The 16,286-nt window shown below is 63.3% G+C and carries 17 protein-coding genes, 2 tRNA genes and 1 riboswitch; of the genes, 7 read left to right on the forward strand and 12 right to left on the reverse strand.

Going from position 1 to position 16,286, the window contains the following annotated elements; all coding sequences use genetic code 11:
• Positions 1–85: 85 nt before the first annotated feature.
• The 3 genes from fhuF to HXS66_RS00785 all read right to left on the reverse strand — a co-directional run bounded on the left by fhuF (position 86) and on the right by HXS66_RS00785 (position 2,198).
• Entirely contained in the window at positions 86–952 is an 867-nt protein-coding gene (gene fhuF / locus HXS66_RS00775) for a siderophore-iron reductase FhuF (RefSeq protein ID WP_176502667.1), read from the reverse strand.
• Positions 953–1,081: 129 nt separating this feature from the next.
• A complete protein-coding gene (locus tag HXS66_RS00780; RefSeq protein WP_176502668.1) occupies positions 1,082–1,465 on the reverse strand; it encodes a thiol-disulfide oxidoreductase DCC family protein in 384 nt (127 codons plus the stop codon).
• Positions 1,466–1,580: 115 nt separating this feature from the next.
• A complete protein-coding gene (locus tag HXS66_RS00785) occupies positions 1,581–2,198 on the reverse strand; it encodes a RimK/LysX family protein (RefSeq protein WP_176502669.1) in 618 nt (205 codons plus the stop codon).
• Positions 2,199–2,524: 326 nt separating this feature from the next.
• Here HXS66_RS00785 and HXS66_RS00790 point away from each other — a divergent pair, with 326 nt between their 5' ends.
• Entirely contained in the window at positions 2,525–3,211 is a 687-nt protein-coding gene (locus HXS66_RS00790) for a DUF4396 domain-containing protein (RefSeq protein WP_176502670.1), read from the forward strand.
• 223 nt (positions 3,212–3,434) lie between these two features.
• Here the strand turns inward: HXS66_RS00790 and HXS66_RS00795 are convergent, their stop codons facing one another.
• From HXS66_RS00795 to HXS66_RS00820, 6 genes are all read right to left on the reverse strand, one after another.
• The gene (locus HXS66_RS00795; protein ID WP_077372806.1) at positions 3,435–4,163 is read right to left on the reverse strand and encodes a YebC/PmpR family DNA-binding transcriptional regulator; all 729 of its coding nucleotides are present in this window, start codon (positions 4,161–4,163) and stop codon (positions 3,435–3,437) included.
• Positions 4,164–4,373: 210 nt separating this feature from the next.
• Complete coding sequence (locus HXS66_RS00800; protein ID WP_077372803.1) at positions 4,374–4,727, reverse strand: TusE/DsrC/DsvC family sulfur relay protein; 354 nt, start codon at positions 4,725–4,727, stop codon at positions 4,374–4,376.
• Positions 4,728–4,810: 83 nt separating this feature from the next.
• Positions 4,811–5,101 (reverse strand): sulfurtransferase complex subunit TusB, encoded by a 291-nt coding sequence (gene tusB / locus HXS66_RS00805; protein ID WP_084208989.1) that lies wholly within the window; start codon positions 5,099–5,101, stop codon positions 4,811–4,813.
• Between the two features lie 160 nt (positions 5,102–5,261).
• Positions 5,262–5,690: a sulfurtransferase complex subunit TusC gene (gene tusC / locus HXS66_RS00810; RefSeq protein ID WP_255303022.1), complete on the reverse strand. Its 429-nt coding sequence runs from the start codon at positions 5,688–5,690 to the stop codon at positions 5,262–5,264.
• A 10-nt stretch (positions 5,691–5,700) separates the two neighbouring features.
• The gene (gene tusD / locus HXS66_RS00815) at positions 5,701–6,090 is read right to left on the reverse strand and encodes a sulfurtransferase complex subunit TusD (protein ID WP_077372797.1); all 390 of its coding nucleotides are present in this window, start codon (positions 6,088–6,090) and stop codon (positions 5,701–5,703) included.
• Positions 6,091–6,287: 197 nt separating this feature from the next.
• Positions 6,288–6,956, reverse strand: a complete 669-nt coding sequence (locus HXS66_RS00820) for a Bax inhibitor-1/YccA family protein (RefSeq protein ID WP_065392578.1) — start codon at positions 6,954–6,956, stop codon at positions 6,288–6,290.
• 254 nt (positions 6,957–7,210) lie between these two features.
• On the opposite strand from HXS66_RS00820, the gene HXS66_RS00825 reads away from it, so the two are divergent.
• The 3 genes from HXS66_RS00825 to HXS66_RS00835 all read left to right on the forward strand — a co-directional run bounded on the left by HXS66_RS00825 (position 7,211) and on the right by HXS66_RS00835 (position 8,975).
• Positions 7,211–7,301 (forward strand) — tRNA-Ser (locus tag HXS66_RS00825).
• Between the two features lie 197 nt (positions 7,302–7,498).
• A tRNA-Ser gene (locus HXS66_RS00830) sits at positions 7,499–7,589 on the forward strand.
• A gap of 174 nt (positions 7,590–7,763) precedes the next feature.
• Entirely contained in the window at positions 7,764–8,975 is a 1,212-nt protein-coding gene (locus tag HXS66_RS00835; RefSeq protein WP_176502671.1) for a DEAD/DEAH box helicase, read from the forward strand.
• A gap of 74 nt (positions 8,976–9,049) precedes the next feature.
• Here the strand turns inward: HXS66_RS00835 and HXS66_RS00840 are convergent, their stop codons facing one another.
• The 3 genes from HXS66_RS00840 to HXS66_RS00850 form a co-directional block, all read right to left on the reverse strand.
• On the reverse strand, positions 9,050–10,180 hold the full coding sequence (locus HXS66_RS00840; protein WP_176502672.1) for a GGDEF domain-containing protein: 1,131 nt from the start codon (positions 10,178–10,180) through the stop codon (positions 9,050–9,052).
• 198 nt (positions 10,181–10,378) lie between these two features.
• Positions 10,379–12,088, reverse strand: a complete 1,710-nt coding sequence (locus HXS66_RS00845; protein ID WP_255303023.1) for a potassium/proton antiporter — start codon at positions 12,086–12,088, stop codon at positions 10,379–10,381.
• Positions 12,089–12,209: 121 nt separating this feature from the next.
• A complete protein-coding gene (locus HXS66_RS00850) occupies positions 12,210–13,169 on the reverse strand; it encodes a hypothetical protein (RefSeq protein ID WP_176502673.1) in 960 nt (319 codons plus the stop codon).
• A 125-nt stretch (positions 13,170–13,294) separates the two neighbouring features.
• Positions 13,295–13,408: riboswitch (TPP riboswitch) on the forward strand.
• Between the two features lie 61 nt (positions 13,409–13,469).
• Between HXS66_RS00850 and HXS66_RS00855 the strand changes: the two genes are divergently transcribed.
• From HXS66_RS00855 to HXS66_RS00865, 3 genes are all read left to right on the forward strand, one after another.
• Positions 13,470–14,222, forward strand: a complete 753-nt coding sequence (locus HXS66_RS00855; RefSeq protein WP_218015130.1) for an ABC transporter ATP-binding protein — start codon at positions 13,470–13,472, stop codon at positions 14,220–14,222.
• Positions 14,219–14,986: an ABC transporter permease gene (locus tag HXS66_RS00860; RefSeq protein WP_077372781.1), complete on the forward strand. Its 768-nt coding sequence runs from the start codon at positions 14,219–14,221 to the stop codon at positions 14,984–14,986. The genes HXS66_RS00855 and HXS66_RS00860 overlap by 4 nt, the downstream gene beginning before the upstream one ends.
• Positions 14,987–15,051: 65 nt before the next feature.
• Positions 15,052–16,239 carry an ABC transporter substrate-binding protein gene (locus HXS66_RS00865; protein ID WP_255303024.1) on the forward strand — a complete coding sequence of 396 codons (1,188 nt, stop codon included), beginning with the start codon at positions 15,052–15,054 and terminating at the stop codon, positions 16,237–16,239.
• Positions 16,240–16,286: the final 47 nt, after the last annotated feature.

A 16,286-nucleotide genomic window follows, 5' to 3' on the forward strand; every position in this document is an offset into this window, starting at 1 on the left:
GCTGCGAGAGCCACAAGTGCGATAAGCGAAGGCCCGCCAGACGAGGCGCGGCTCAGCCATGGCTTTGCTCAACCAGGGTCACTGCTCAACCAAGGTCACTGCCGATCAGTGCCCCACGCGCGTTGGCACGCTGGTCGACTCGGCGCGCCTGGGCACTGCGTGCCGTGGGACGCTCGATGGCCAGCGGGCAATTGCTGCAATAGCCAAGGCATTCGATACGGTAACGCACGCAGCATACCTTGCGGGGCACATGCCGTTCGCCATGGCGGTCCATCACCTCGCTGACCGGCTGATACAGCGGATTGCGCCGCCCGTCCGCCAGCACCCTGGTCGCCATCAGCTGGCGTGCCGGCGCGGCCTGCGCGACCCACCCCTGCTCCTCCAGCATGCCGACGATGTACACGAAGTAATGTGCCGCGTTGCTCCAGAAGACCTTGGGACCCAGCGGGGTATGCGGCACGAGGCGCTCAATGACGGCCTCGAGATGTGCCAGATAGCCCTGGAAGCGCACCTGCAGCCGCGCCTCCTCCTCTGCCGCCGCGATATCCGCCGTGAGGCTGACGCCCTGACCTGCCGCGTCATCGAGTATCAGCTGGGTGACCACACCATGCTCGCCAAGGCGCAGCGAGAGATGGCGCAGCTCCAGCGGCAGTTGATGATCGAGCAGCAGATTGGCCGCCAGTGGCAGCGATACCATCGAGGACAACAAGTACTTGGACCACTGGGAAAGCAGTGCCCGCTCATCCGGTGCCTCCGCGCCCGGCTGCCCCTCGTACTGCATGCCATGTGCGGCGATGCAGGCCGAAAGCCAGCCGGGGCTGAGCACATCACGTGCCGGCACGACACGGTCCAGCGATGACTCGCCACCTGCCTGCGCCTGAGCGCTGGTAGTGATCAGGTCCCGATAGGCAACCATCGGACCGGCAAAGAGCGGGGAAAGCGCGTCGATCATCGGTAGGCTCGCAGACATGAGGAGACGGACGGTGCCTCACATACTAACGAAAACTATTAGCATTTGCATATCAAAAAAGCGTGATGGACCACAGGCGTGTCTTCCCTCTCTCGCCAAGCCTGCCGCCCGTCAGAGCCTGCCATCCCGGCATAGCCGACGCCTGACCCAGGCGTCATAGAGACGGGTCAAGGTCGGCTCGATCAGCGGACGAGTGATCAACCACCCCAGCCAGGCAAGGCCGGGGAGGCGGGCCAGCAGCAGACGGTACGCCGGCATGCCATCGCAGATCCGCTCATCGGCCGTCTCGACATGCAATGACAGCAGCGCGCGCTGCAGGGAAATGCCCCGCGCGGCGAGACGCTCGGCATGCTCCGTCGCATCCCACCACTCGACGCCAGCATCGTGGCGCGACAGTCGCTCATAGCGTGCACGCTCACGCCGACATACGGGACAGCGTGCATCGTAGTAGACCTTGAGGGCCGCCCGAGATGGCGGCCGGGCGGAATCAGACATGCTCTGACTCTCCGGGGGATGAATGTCAGCGTCTGGCCATCAGGGCTGCTGATCAGAGCTGGCGATCAGGGCTGGTGATCGGGGCCGGTGATCGGGGCTGGCGCAGGGCCACGGCTCAGGAAGCCGCGCCGATCCGCTCGGAATACTGCTTGTCTTCATAGCGATGCAGCGGCGCATCCTTGCCACAGTCCGGCGTGGTCTGGAAGGTCTTGCGCACGTCGAGCACGCCCAGGCTCTGGATGGTGCGACGCCCCAGCAGTACCGGGTAATTCATGCCATCACGATCCCGCAGACTGAACTGCTCCTCGTAACGTTCGCCCCCCATGCACAGGGTCATCAGGACCACCGGGCGCGTATCACGTCCGCCGGCACCGGAGACGGTCAGGTCACGATAGAGCGGGCGCTCGAAGGAATTCTCGACCATGTCGCCGCTGGCCTCATCCTCGACCTCCACGTCAAAGCGCACCCATTCCTCGTCGTCACGCGTGAACGTCTCGATGTTCTCGGCGTGCATCGAGGACGTCAGCGCGCCGCTGTCCAGCTTGGCCTTGACCAGCACGCCCCAGGGCTCGATGGTCGCCTTCTCCACCCAGCCGAAGACCTTGTCCTCCTCGGCCTGAGCCGCCGTTGGCAATGCCAGCGAGGCGATCAGCCCAAGCCCGGCAGCCCCGGCAAATTGACGGGTGACGCGTGAAAGAGAGCGTGAAAGAAAGGTAGCAGCGTGTCTCGACATCGTGACTCCTGATAAAGGTGGCGACATTGCCAGCGCAACGTCCAACATCATTCACCATGGAGGTTTGCACCAAGGTTAACAAGCCATGAGAGCACCACATGACATGTCATCGCGCCGCTATGTTGCGTTTGTGCTCCCTTGATCTCGCGCGCCTTGTCCATCAGGTATCACTGAGTGCCCGGACATTGCCCCGCTGAGATCGCCTCGCTAAGATCGCCTCGCTGAGATCGCCCCGCTGACATCAGCGCCATGCCATCACTGCAGGAACACCGGCGCCGGGCCATCCGTGCCATCCAATCAGAATGCCCGATACGACAGGAGGTCCCATGCAATCCGCGCTACGTGATCTACTTTCCGACTGGAGCCTGTTTCTCGGCTGGTTACTGCTCATGCTGCCGTCACTGGTCTGGGTCCTGCGTGACCTGACGACCAGCAATGCCCATCTGGCGCCGATGATGAAGTGGGTCTGGGGGCTGACCACGCTGTACTCCGGAATAGTGGGCCTTCTCGTCTATCGCTTTGCCGGGCGCCGCCAGATCGCGGACAACCGTGATGCACGCAAGGGACTGAGAAGCGTCGCGCACTGCTATTCGGGCTGTGGACTCGGGGAGTTCGTGGGGGTTGTGCTGGCGGTGGGTCTGCTGGCACTGGGCAACTTCGCGACGGCGATCATCACCTTCCTCTTCGCCTACCTGTTCGGCTTCCTGCTGACCGTCGGCCCGATGCTTCAGGCCGGCAGCGATGACAAGCGCAAGGTCATCCAGGATGCGTTCAGAAGCGAGACCGCCTCGATCTTCGTCATGGAGCTGGTGGCCATCTCGGTCGACCTGTGGCTGGGAGGCAGATCAGGCATGCATGACGCCCTGTTCTGGAATTCGATGGTCATCTCGCTGAGCCTTGGCCTGCTCGCCGCCTGGCCCGTCAATGTCTGGCTGGTGAAGCATGGCATCAAGGGAGGCATGGCCGACCCACGCGAGACGGACCCGCATGCCCAGCATCACGCGCACTGCTGAGCCAGTCGCCGTGATGGTGGCTTGGTCTGCACTGCCCTCACGCTTTCCTCGTGCTGCTCTTGCGACGATCTCGCCTCGCTTTCTTGAACGTACCGCTTCCTTGAACGTACCGCCTTCTTGAAAGAGCAGACAGGAAAAGGCCCCGCCGGGGAAACCGGCGGGGCCTTGCGGGCTATCGTCTCAATGGCTCATGCCACGGGACCTGCCTTGATGCACAGCTCGATCAGACGAACTCGCCATTGTGATGGACCTGCTGCACGTCTTCGCAATCGTCCAGCATCTCGAGCATCTTGTTGAGCAGCTCGGCGTCGTCACCGCTGACCTCGGTGTGGATCTGCGGGATGAAGCTGATCTCGTCGACTTCGAAATCAAGGTCTTCCCCGAAGAGATCGGTCAGTGCGCCCTTGGCCTTGAAGTGCTCGGTGGTCGGCGTCAACACGGTGATGATGCCGTCATCCAGCTCGATGTCGCTGACATCGACGTCAGCTTCCATCAGTGCCTCGAGCACCTTCTCCTCGTCGTCTTCCGCGCCCTTGAAGGACAGGATGGCGCGGTGATCGAACATGTGCGAGACCGAACCCTGGGCGCCCAGCTTGCCCTTGCCCTTGTTGAAGCAGGTACGCACTTCACCGAAGGTACGGTTGTTGTTGTCGGTCAGGCAATCGACGATGACCATGACATTGCCCGGACCGAAACCTTCATAGCGGGCCAGCGCGAAATCTTCACCGCCGGCGCCCTTGGCCTTGTCGATGGCCTTGTCGATGACGTGAGTCGGCACCTGATCCTTCTTGGCCTTCTCGATCAGACGACGCAGGCTCAGGTTACCGTTGGGGTCGACACCACCGCTCTTGGCCGAGACGTAGATCTCGCGTCCGTAGCGTGAATATACGCGCGCCTTGTTGAGTGAAGTACGCGCCATTGACTCTTTACGGTTCTGGAATGCTCTTCCCATGCAAGTCGACTCTTGTCCGCCTGAATTCAAATGCCCTTGCGATCGTGTCGCGGGACCTGATGCACCGCCGCCACCTGGCCGCGATGCATTGCTGCAGGGAATAGTAACGCAGACCGCGCTCTGCGTCGCCATCGCGCCGCCCTGCTCGGCGCGGACTTGAGGGTTGTGTGCATGTGCCCAGCGCGATTGTCGGCGCGGCAAGGCACTGCCTCACAGGCAGTTGGTCGGCTTGGGCAGTCCTGCCAGGCGCGCGCCCACCTTGGGAGGACTGTCTGGAAACAGGCGCATCAGATGCAGCGAGCGCCCCTTTTCCGGCCCGAAGCGCTGGGTCATCGCCTTGGTCAGCGGCCGCATGGCCGGGGAAAGCGAGAAACGCTGATAGAAATCCCGCAATACCTCGATGACCTCCCAGTGTTCGGGGGTCAACTCACGGCCTTCTTCCGCCGCCAGCCGCTCGGCCAGCGCAGGGCTCCAGTCCTCGAGATCCACCAGATACCCCTCGGCATCCAGACCGATCTCACGTCCGTCGAGAGAAAGCGTACGTACCGTTTCACTGCTGGCCATTGCTCATCCTGATGTTTCGTTCCACTCAAGAAATGACATGCGACATGCCTGTCCGGCTGGTGTGACACCTCGCGCCGCGCCGCTCAGAACCAGGAGATCGTCTTGTCCGCGGCCTCGGTCAGCGCGACGAAGCCATCCACGTCCACCACGATCACGCTCGCGCTACAACGGCCCGACAGGCCACGTGACTCGAGATCCTCACGCAAGGCGAACAGACGCCCTTCCAGGCCGACGAAATAGTGCTCCGCGCCAGCCAATGCGCCGTTGACACCATCCTCGATCAGCAGCAGCTGGTCCTCGGGCCCCATGGCATTGAGCGCATCATCCAGAATGCGACTGGAAAATGGCGAGCGATTGAGAAGATGAAGATTCATGCAATTATCCAGTCAAGGGAGGCAGGAGTGCGCGGGACAGAGACGCGCCTGCGAAAGGCGTGAGCCGCACGCCCGCCAGTGCGATCTTGCGCCCGAAGCGCGAGCGCGAGGGTGATGATGGCGGAGCATACCAGCCGCACGCCCGGGCGTCAGGCAGGCCTCAGAAGCTCAAAACCCGCGAGAAGGCGCCGGTCAGCACCACGATATCGTCGTGCTCCATCAGGGTCACCGGCAACAAGGCGATATCCTCGACGCTCAGGCCCCGTGCGCGCAGGGCGGCGGCATCCACATAACAGCGCTGGACATCGTACATGTCCAGCGCTGCCAGGAGATTGTCACTGCCCTTCTGCCCCAGCGCGCCCGGTTGCTGGCCTTCCAGCAGGGCCAATACGCCATCCCCACTGAACAGCAACCCGACCTCGCGCCCGAAGGCCGCCGCGACCATCGCCGCCTCCAGCCCCTCGCGCAGCCAGCTGCTGCCATGCGGCGCGTGACGCAACAGGATCAACAGATCGCCCGGCGCGAGGTCATCGCTCACCTGCCCAAGGTCGGCAGCGTGCGTCGCTGTCTGTGACATCGCATCACTCATGGTGCTCTCCTCAGGCGAAGGTGATCAGGTGGTCATTCTCGAGCGTGGCTTCCACCAGCTGCCCGAGTCCGGTCAACTCGAAGGGCGCCTCGAGGGTCGCCCCCTGCTTGCCGTGTCGCGCGGCTTCACGCTCATCGAGCATGCCACGCCTGAGCCCTGCTGCCACGCACACCTGCAGACGGGTCTCGCCCTGCTCCGCCAGCGCGATCCAGCGGTCCCGCAGATGTGGCTCATCCTGAGGAGGTGCCATCATCGTCGCCGCGTTGTAGACGCCGTCGTGATAGAAGAACACCGTGCTCAGACGATGCCCGCGGGCCAGCAACGCCTCGGCGAAGCGCAGGGCCGAATGACTGGCCTGCTGACTGTAGGGACCGCCGTAGACGGCCAGAGCGTAACGCATGTGAACCTCGAGTCGGCTGCGCATTGAGGGCGACATTCTAGCGCGAGTGGTGGCATCTGTCAGAGCCCCGCATCGCCACCACCGCCGCCGCGACGTACCGCCGTTCCCTGTCACCGCGCCGTGTCCATGCCCCACAACGCAACGACCCCGCCGAGGCGGGGTCGTTGATGCAAGGCTTGCGGGGTAGCGTCTGACGATCAATCGTCGGATGCAAAGCCCAGCAGCGCCAGCAGGCTGACGAACATGTTGTAGATGGAGACGTACAGGCTGACCGTCGCCAGCAGATAGTTGGTCTGCCCGCCATGGATGATCTGGCTGGTCTCGAACAGGATCGCCGCGGAGGCGAACAGCACGAAGCCGGCCGATACTGCCAGCGCCAGACCACTGATGTTGAAGATCATCGCCGCCAGCATCGCCAGAATCAGCACGATGGCACCCGCGAACAGGAAGTTGCCAAGGAACGAGAAGTCCTTGCGCGTCACCAGTGCGACCGCGGACAGACCGGCGAAGGTGATGCCTGTCATGCCGAGTGCCGTCATCACCAGCTGAGCGCCGTTGGGCATGCTCAGGTAGGCATTGAGCACCGGGCCGAGCGTGAAGCCCATGAAGCCGGTGAAGGCGAAGGTCGCGAAGATGCCGGCGGTGGAATTCGCGGTCTTGTGGACCAGGAACATCAGACCGTAGGCACCGATCAGCAGCACGAAGATGTTCATGCGGCCCACGCCCATGCTCATCGCCACGCCAGCGGTGAGCGCAGAGAACAGCAGCGTCATCGCCAGCATCATGTAAGTGTTGCGCAGTACCCGGTGGGTACTGAGTGAGCGGCTCGCGGTATCCTGCGAGACCTGCCAGGAGCTGTTAGCCATGGTGTCTATCCTCAGGTTGCTACGATGGATGCATCGAATTGACCCCAGCATGCCCGTCGGGGTTTCCCTAATCAAGAGACAGGACGATGAAAAGCCCGTTTCATGCAACTATCCAGCGCGCAAAAGGCAACCTCATCCTCGCTCTCCCCGCACAGTGTGGCACTCGCTACCTTTCAAGCATCTGAACGGAAAGGAAATTTACCCCAAGTCCTTGACGCGGCCAGAGAAATCCGTAGTATTTCATCCCGTGAGTCGGAGGGATGGCAGAGCGGTTGAATGCACCGGTCTTGAAAACCGGCGTAGGTTAATAGCCTACCCAGGGTTCGAATCCCTGTCCCTCCACCACCTTGATTCCAAAAGCCCCGTCTACTTCAGGTAGGCGGGGCTTTTTCGTGCTCGCCCTGTCGCCTGACAGCCGGCAGCGCTCATGAGGCGTTTGATGATCACCGCAAGTGATTGTCCGCGATGGCTTTTCCGAAGATTTTTCTTCGCCCACCTCTTGCTATTCTCATCAGTTTCGGTAGTATTTCGCTCCGTGAGTCGGAGGGATGGCAGAGCGGTTGAATGCACCGGTCTTGAAAACCGGCGTAGGTTAATAGCCTACCCAGGGTTCGAATCCCTGTCCCTCCACCACCTTGAATTCCGAAAGCCCCGTCTACTTCAGGTAGACGGGGCTTTTTCATTGCACACCTGCCTGCAGTGGCCATTCCTCATGGCATCCTCCCGGGGAGGTACAATGGATCACTCAACGCCTTGCGACACCCCGTGGTCGTACAATCCCTCCTCCCCTTGAAAAATCGAGACACCATGCCATTTTCCGCCCTTGGATTGAGCGACCCCATCGTCAAGGCCGTTACCGAGCAGGGTTATCAGACCCCGACCCCGATTCAGGCGCAGGCGATTCCCGTCGTGCTGGCCGGCGACAACCTGATTGCCGCCGCGCAGACAGGCACCGGCAAGACGGCAAGCTTCGTGCTGCCCCTGCTGCAACAACTGATGGACGCCCCCGAGGTTCGCGCCAAGCGAGTGCATGCCGTCATCCTGACGCCGACGCGTGAGCTGGCCATCCAGGTGGAAGACAACATCCGCCAATATGCCGCACATCTCACGCTCAGCTCCATGGCGATGTATGGCGGCGTGGACATCGCCCCGCAGCAACAGCGTCTGATCGAAGGCGTGGACATTCTGGTCGCGACGCCAGGGCGTCTTCTCGACATGTTGACCCGACGCGCGATCCATCTCGACGAGACACGCACCCTCGTCATCGATGAAGCTGACCGCATGCTCGACATGGGCTTCATCGCCGACATCAACAAGATCGTCGAGAAACTGCCCAGCCAACGTCAGAATCTGCTGTTCTCCGCCACCCTGTCGACCCAGGTACGCATGCTGGCCAGAACCGCGGTGACGGACGCCGTGGAGATTTCCATCGCGCCGGAAAACACCAGCGCTCCCGAGATCACCCAGAGCCTGATCACGGTCGACAAGGAATTCAAATCCGCGCTGCTCAGCCACCTGATCCAGAGTGGCGAGTGGCAGCAGGCGCTGATCTTCATCGAGACCAAGCGCGGTGCGGCCAAGCTGGTCAGCCAGCTGGAGAAGCGCGGCATAGCCGCCGAATCCTTCCACAGCGGACGCAGCCAGGCGGTCCGCGAGCAGCTGCTGGCAGACTTCAAGGCAGGCAAGGTGCCATTTCTGGTGGCGACGGGCGTCGCGGCGCGCGGCATCGACATCGATGACCTGCAGCGGGTGGTCAACTATGACCTGCCGGATGAGGCAGAGAACTATGTGCACCGTATCGGACGCACCGGACGCGCCGGGGCAAGCGGTGAAGCCATCTCACTGGTATCGCGTGATGATTTCCACAACCTGTGCGCCATCGAGCAGCATCTGGGCAACTTCATCGAGCGTGTGGTGATCGAAGGGTTCGAGCCCGGACTCGCCGTGCCCGCCTCGACGATGGACCCGCTGCCACGCAAGCCGGCCCGCGCTCGCCGCCGACCTGCCGGCAAGCGCTGAGCCATTCGCGCACCGTACGCGACACCGCGACAGTGGAACCTCCTCCACTGTCGCTCTCACTGCTGATCACCGCCTCACGACCTGCTGCCGTGAGATTCGCTGCTGCGCGATACAGGCCCCAGCTGGTTGTCGCTGACGAAACGATTGCAGCCTTCGCGCTTGGCGCGGAACAGGTTGACGTCCGCCTTGGCGATCAGGCTTTCCAGATCCTTGTCCCCGGACTGGCGTTGGGCGACGCCGATCGAGAGACTGACATCGAGACTGTTGATGCCGTCATTGATGACGAAGGGCAATGCCGAGGCCCCCTTGCACAGACGCTCCGCCACCTGGTCGGCGCGCTCACCATGCAGCCGCGGACTCAGCAGCACGAACTCCTCCCCGCCATAGCGACCGATCAGATCCTCTCCGCGCAGGATACTGCGCATGCGCTTCACCAGCTCCTTGAGCACCTGGTCGCCCGCCGCGCGTCCCCAGGTCTCGTTGATCAGCCCCAGATGGTCGACATCCACCATCATCACGCTGATGGGCTGTGTCCCCATCAACATCTCACGCCCCTTGTCGATCAGTTCCGCGCGACTCAGCGCCCCGGTCAACTCATCGAACCGCTCGCGTGACTCGAAACGCTGGCGCAAGCGATCCGCCGACCACCCCATCTGTACCAGCACGAGGGTGAAGAACACGGTCAGAACGCAGAGATTGATCAGTCGGAACGCGAATGCCCACCCGGGCGGCAGCGGATTGGCCACCCCCTGGAACATCAGCACGACATAGGCCAGCAGCGGCATGCTCAGGCAGATGAGACACAGCAGCAGGCGTCGCGTGAAGGGCATGCGAATGCAGTAGATGTACAGCAGCGCACCGAAATAGAAATAATCGAAACCGGGGGCTGGACCGAAATAGCCCAGGGACAGACTTATCTGGGCACAGGTACCCAATGCCAGCAGGTTGGCGGCCAGTACCTCTCGGCGCGCGCGATGCAGCTGCAGACAGACAAGGTCCACCACCAGCATGCCCAGATCCAGCGCCAGAATGCCCATCTCTCCCAGCCAGAGCATCAGACCGGCATACAGCAGGTGACTCGCTATCGCGAGCACATACACCACATTGAAGGTGGCGTGGAAGGTCTTCTCGTCCTCGGTGAGGCCTGGTGGGAAATCCTCGAATCGCAACAGCCAGCGCGCAAGGTGTGGATGTGGACTGCCCATGAGACTATCTCCTTGGCTGCTGACCACCATTCGTGGCCAGCCAGACCAGGCGGGTAAAGGCCTGACGAGCCAAGGGTACGTCATCCCTCAGTCGAAAGGAGATCAGCACATTACACGCAATGCATAAACCCGCCACCAAGCGCCGAGCCAGCCTGGCGTCACGACAGGCAGAACCGGGTCACGACGCAAAGAACCGCGTCAATGCAGGCGCAGCCCCACCTTGGTGATGCGATTGCCCTCGACCTCATTCACCACCCAGTGAATGCCATGCCAGTCGACATCATCCCCGACCACCGGCACCCCGCCGACTCTGCGGGTGATGAACTCGGCAATGGTCAGGTGCTGCTCGCCCTGAGAGAGCGTCAGTCCGTAGACATCGGCGATATCCTGCATGTTGGCATCCCCTTCCAGGGTGAAGGTGCCGAAGAAGGCGCGCTGTTCATGCTGCAGACTCTCGCCATTGAACATGCGATTGAGGCTTGGCACATCGCAGGAGCGCCCGACGACGCACAGCACGTCCTTCTGATGCAGACAGGTGCTGCCCTTGGGATGGATCAGCACCTTGTTGCGGAACAGCGCCCCGACCTTGGCCCCGGAGGGGAAGCGCAGCATGCGCAATGCCACGCCTTCCAGCGCCGTGTTGTCGACCCGGTAGACCAGCATCTCGTAATCGTTGACGGGCATGATGCCCAGCAGATTGCGGCGGCTGGGCTGTGCACCCGGCGGCACCACCACCCTGAGCTTGCGCGCCATGGGAGCCAGCGACGAGCCCTGCACCAGCAGCGAGATGATCACCACGAAGAAGGCGACATTGAAGTAGACACCGGCATTCTCGACCCCGGTGATCACCGGGAAGATCGCCAGCACGATCGGCACCGCCCCCCTCAACCCGACCCAGCTGATGAACCACAGCTCTCGCCAGCGGAAGCGGAAGAAAGGCTTGAGACACAGGATCACGGCCAGGGGGCGCACGAACAGGATCAGCGCCACGCTCAGAATGGCGGCCGGCAGCGCGAACTGCAGCATCGTGGAGGGTGAGACCAGCAGACCCAGCATCAGGAACAGCACGATCTGGGACAGGTGGGCCAGTCCATCATGCACCGGCAGGATGTGTTCGAGGTGGCGCCCCGGATGATTGCCGATCATCAGGCCACACAGATAGATGGCCAGGAAGCCACTGCCACCGAGCTCATTGGTCGTCGCGAACAGGCTCAGGCCCAGCGCCAGCGCCAGCAGGGAATAGAGGCCGGGCGCCAGATCCAGATAGCGCATCAGACGGGCGATCAACCAGCCACCGGCGATCCCCATGCCCGCGCCGACCCCGAACTGCAGCGCGAAGCTCATGAGTCCGGCGGCGACCCCCGACAGCTGTCCGGTCAGTATCTCGGCCAGAGTGATGGTGAGGAAGATGGCCATCGGGTCGTTGGTACCGGACTCGATCTCCAGCGTCGCCCCGACCCGCTCATTGAGGTGCACCCCCTGCCCGCCCAGTAGCGAGAAGACCGCCGCGGCGTCGGTAGAGCCGACGATGGCCCCGACCAGCAGGCCTTCGATCAGGGTGAGGTCAAACAGCCACATGGCCAGCAGCCCCACCAGCCCGCTGGTCATGAAGACCCCGACGGTCGCCAGCACCAATGCCGGCTTGAGACCCGCGCGGAAGGTCGAGAGACGGGTGCGCAGACCGCCATCGAGCAGAATGAGTGCCAACGCCAGATTGCCGATCAGGTACGCGGTAGAGGCATCATCGAACTGGATGCCGAGCACGCCATCCTCCCCCGCCAGCATGCCGAGTCCCAGGAACAGCAACAGCAGGGGCATGCCGAGACGAGCCGAGACCCGACTTGCCAGCACGCTCAAGGCGATGAGCATGCCCGCCAGCAAGAAGTAATAGTTCAGATTCTCTACCACGTGTGCTCCCCCGCCATTCCCGGCACCAAGTCTCGAATCACGTCTGCGACGGCCCAGAGACAGTATTCCATGTCAGCGACGAGGCTGCAGAGAAATTTCTCAAATATTCATGGACTTGCGATCAACATGTCAGGCTTCTCGGCGACACCCAGGCCGGGGCTGCCGCCAGCTCGGCGTAGCGGGTCGGACCGAAGGCTTCCATCGCCCACAACAGGGCTCGGCACAGCTCACGCTGACCGCCGATATCGACCATGCGCCCATGACGCGAATAACCGGCGAGGAAGGCCTCACGCTGACTCGGCGTCTCCAGCAACAACTCGATCAGTGCCCAGTCGAACTCGATCGGGGCCCACACCAGTGCCTCCCAGTCGCTCCATACCCAGCCGGTGGCGGCGCACAGATATTGGTCCGCGCGCAGGTCCGGCAGACTCCAGACGGCGCGAGCGGGATGCGAGAAGGTGCGTGATGGCAGGTCCCCCAGCTCGTGGGACAGGGGATGGCGCGCGAGAAAACGCGTCACGCGGGCATTCCAATGCAGCAACGGCATGGGCTGGGCAAGGGGCTGACCAAAGCCGGACACGGTGTCCTGATGCAGCCGCCCGACCTGATCTCCCAGCAACTCACAGAAGGTGTCACTGAGATCACTGGGCTGACCGCTGGACCACGGCAGATGCCAGACGGGCGCGCCATCGAGACGCCCCAGATAGGTCAGCGGCAGCGGAGGGATGGGCAAACGCGCCGGCAACGCGCCCGCCAGCCGTGTCAGGGCCTCAGGTTGCGCCCAGCGATCGGCGCCGAAGACACCGCGCATCGCTCGCCAGAAGGGGTCGTGATCCGGGCCGGTCCGCGCCAGCTTGATCAGGCCGGGGGTGCCGCCACGCTGTCGCCACAACCAGTTGGCACTATCCGGCCAGGCAAGTGCCAGCGGCTCCAGCGCATGCCCCAGATAGGTGGAAAGACGGCGAGTCAGCGCATCCTCCGGCCAGCCATTGGGCACGGATGTCGCGTCTGGCATCACGGGTCGCCGCGGTGGCACGGGATAACCGCTGGAGCAGGTCGAGAGATCCGGGGTATCAGGCATGTTGATCTCCTTGAGGCTGCGATACCTCGATAGCATACCCAACACCGGGCCATGCAGCATAGCCACACGACAGCCACCCCGACGATGGCAGGGATGCAACCGGCGGGCAGGTGACGGTACACTGTCGGCCTGGATGGGGGTGCCCGAAAGTGGGCTGAGAGCCGATGCGTCACGTCGCATGGCAACCCCTGGAACCTGATCCGGTTGATACCGGCGGAGGGAATTCCGGTCACCTGCCCAAGCGTCAGGCGCCCTGCGTGCTTCCTCCCCTCGGCATGCCGCCTGACCACGGATGACACTGTGTCGCTGGGACTCTCCCTCAACAACGCTCGCATCGATTACGCCAGCCATACGCTGTTTCGTGATCTGTCGGCGCGTCTGGATGCCGGAAGCTGGACGGCCTTGCTGGGCCGCTCAGGCTGCGGCAAGAGCTCACTGCTGCGCCTGCTGGCCGGCCTCGAGATGCCCGACCATCACACGCTGGAACTCACCACCGATGATGGCAAGCCACTGGCGGGTCGCGTCGCCTGGATGGCGCAGCAGGACCTGCTGCTGCCCTGGCGCCGGGTGCTGGACAACCTGTGTCTGGGAGATGATCTCCATCGTCGCCCTCGCGATACCGAGCGGGCCCGCGAACTGCTGGCAGCGGTGGGTCTGGAGGGGCGCGAGCAGGCCTGGCCAGACGCCCTCTCCGGCGGGCAACGCCAACGCGTCGCATTGGCGCGAACGCTCTACCAACAGGCTCCGGTGGTGATGATGGATGAGCCCTTCTCCGCAGTGGACGCCATCACGCGACTCGAACTGCATGATCTCGCCAGCCGGCTGCTGGACGGACGCACCGTGCTGATGGTCACGCATGACCCGCTCGAGGCGCTGCGCCTGGCCGACCAACTGCTGGTACTGCGCCCGGGCCACGACAGCCAGCAGGGGGCAGTGCTCGACCGCTTGCCGGGGCTCTCGCCGCCTCGCCCGGTGCCGCTGGACCTGCCCGCCTTGCAGCAGGCCCAGTCCGAATTGATCACACGCCTGCGCGACGGCGAGGAGACGCCATGAAACGCCTGCATGCTCTGCGTCATCTCGCCATCAGCGCCGCCGTCCTGCTGGGACTCTGGCAACTGGTGATCATCACCACGGCCGTACCGCCCTACATCCTGCCAGCGCCACTGGCAGTCGCGGAGGTGCTGGTCCGTCAGGCCCCGATGCTGGCACACCACGCCGGCATCACCTTCGCCGAGATTCTTGGCGGGCTGGTACTGGGGGTCCTTCTCGGACTGAGCACCGCGCTGGCACTGGCGTTCATCCCTCGTCTGCGGCGCACCCTGCTGCCATTGCTGCTGATCAGCCAGGTGATTCCGCTGTTCGCCATCGCTCCACTGCTGGTGCTGTGGCTGGGCTATGACATGCTCTCCAAGGTCGTGATGGCCACGCTGATCATCTATTTCCCCGTGGCCTCCACCGGCTACGACGGCCTGCGCCAGACCCCTCAGGGCTGGCTGGATCTCGCCCACACCCTGGGTGCCAGCCCGTGGCGACTGCTGCTGCATGTCCAACTGCCCGCCGCGCTGCCGGCATTGGCCTCCGGCGTGCGCATGGCAGCGACAGCCGCCCCCATCGGGGCCGTCATCGGTGAGTGGGCCGGCGCAAGCCAGGGCCTCGGCTATCTGATGCTCAATGCCAATGCCCGGATGGAAATCGACCTGATGTTCGCCGCTCTGCTGGTGCTGGTCGCCTTTTCGCTGCTGCTGTATTTCACGCTGGATGCCCTGCTGCGTCGCCTGATGCCCTGGCATCGGGATCGCCTGACCCGTTTGAACTGAGCGCTTCCGGCTGCCAGGCGATGCCCTGACGGCCTCACATTCTCGACACCACAAGGAATACCGCCATGCCATTCTCGCCATCGGCGATCCGCCGTTCCGGCAAGCTGTCCTGCCTCTTCGCGACGCTGCTGACAACCCTCAGCCTGAGCACCTTCGCCCTGTCAGCCGAGACTGGCGCCAGCGCCGAGCCCCAGGCCCCGACCGCCAGTGACAGTGCAGCGGCAGCGGTCACCAAGACCGGGCAGGACGGTGCCACCCTCGAGCCAGACGCTTCTGCCAAGCAGGCTGCCGAGACCGAGCAACAGACCCGCCCCGCCGCTGGCGATGTGCAGGACCCGCAAGCGGCCGCCACCGATGCCAAGCCCCTCACGCACCTCAAGGTCATGCTCGACTGGTACACCAATCCTGGCCACGGGCCGCTGGTGCTGGCTCAGGAACTGGGCCTGTTCAAGCAACATGGTCTGGACGTCGAGCTGATCGCCCCGGCAGACCCCAGCGTCCCCCCCAAGCTTGCCGCAGCGGAGCGCGTCGACATCGCCATCAGCTATCAGCCCCAGCTGCACCTGCAGGTGGATCAAGGGCTGCCGCTGGTGCGCATCGGCACGCTGGTGGCCACCCCGCTCAACGTGGTGGTCGTGCGCGCGGACAGTGACATCCAGTCGATGGCCGACCTCAAGGGCAAGCGTGTCGGCTATTCCGTCGGTGGCGTGGAGGAAGTCCTGCTGTCCACCATGCTCCAGAACAGCGGCCTGACACTGGATGACATCACCCTGACCAACGTCAACTTCTCGCTGACGCCGTCACTGCTGACCCGCAAGGTCGACGCCGTCACCGGGGCATTCCGCAACTTCGAACTCGCCCAGATGGCACAGGAAGGCGTCAAGGGCCGCGCCTTCTACATCGAGGAAGAAGGCGTGCCGACGTATGACGAACTGATCTTCGTCGCCAACAGCGACAGCTATTCTCGCAAGCACGAGCAGTACGCCGCCTTCCTGTCCGCCGTCGGTGAAGCCACCGCCTGGATGATCAACCACCCTGACAAGGGCTGGAAGCTGTTCCGCGAGTCCGACCCGGCACTCGATACCGCGCTCAACAAGAAAGCCTGGTATGCCACCTTGCCGCGCTTCGCCCTGCGTCCGGCCGCACTGGATGCCGGCCGCTACCGTGACTTCGAGAACTTCCTGTACGAGCGCGGCATGATCAAGCAGCGCCAGTCACTCGACCACCTGGCCATCGACGTCAACGCGCCCTGAATAGACGGCCGATGACAGACACGACGACGCCCTGCCGGTTTCCCGAC

It is taken from the genome of Cobetia sp. 5-11-6-3 (assembly GCF_013374055.1).
GTDB lineage: Bacteria > Pseudomonadota > Gammaproteobacteria > Pseudomonadales > Halomonadaceae > Cobetia > Cobetia marina.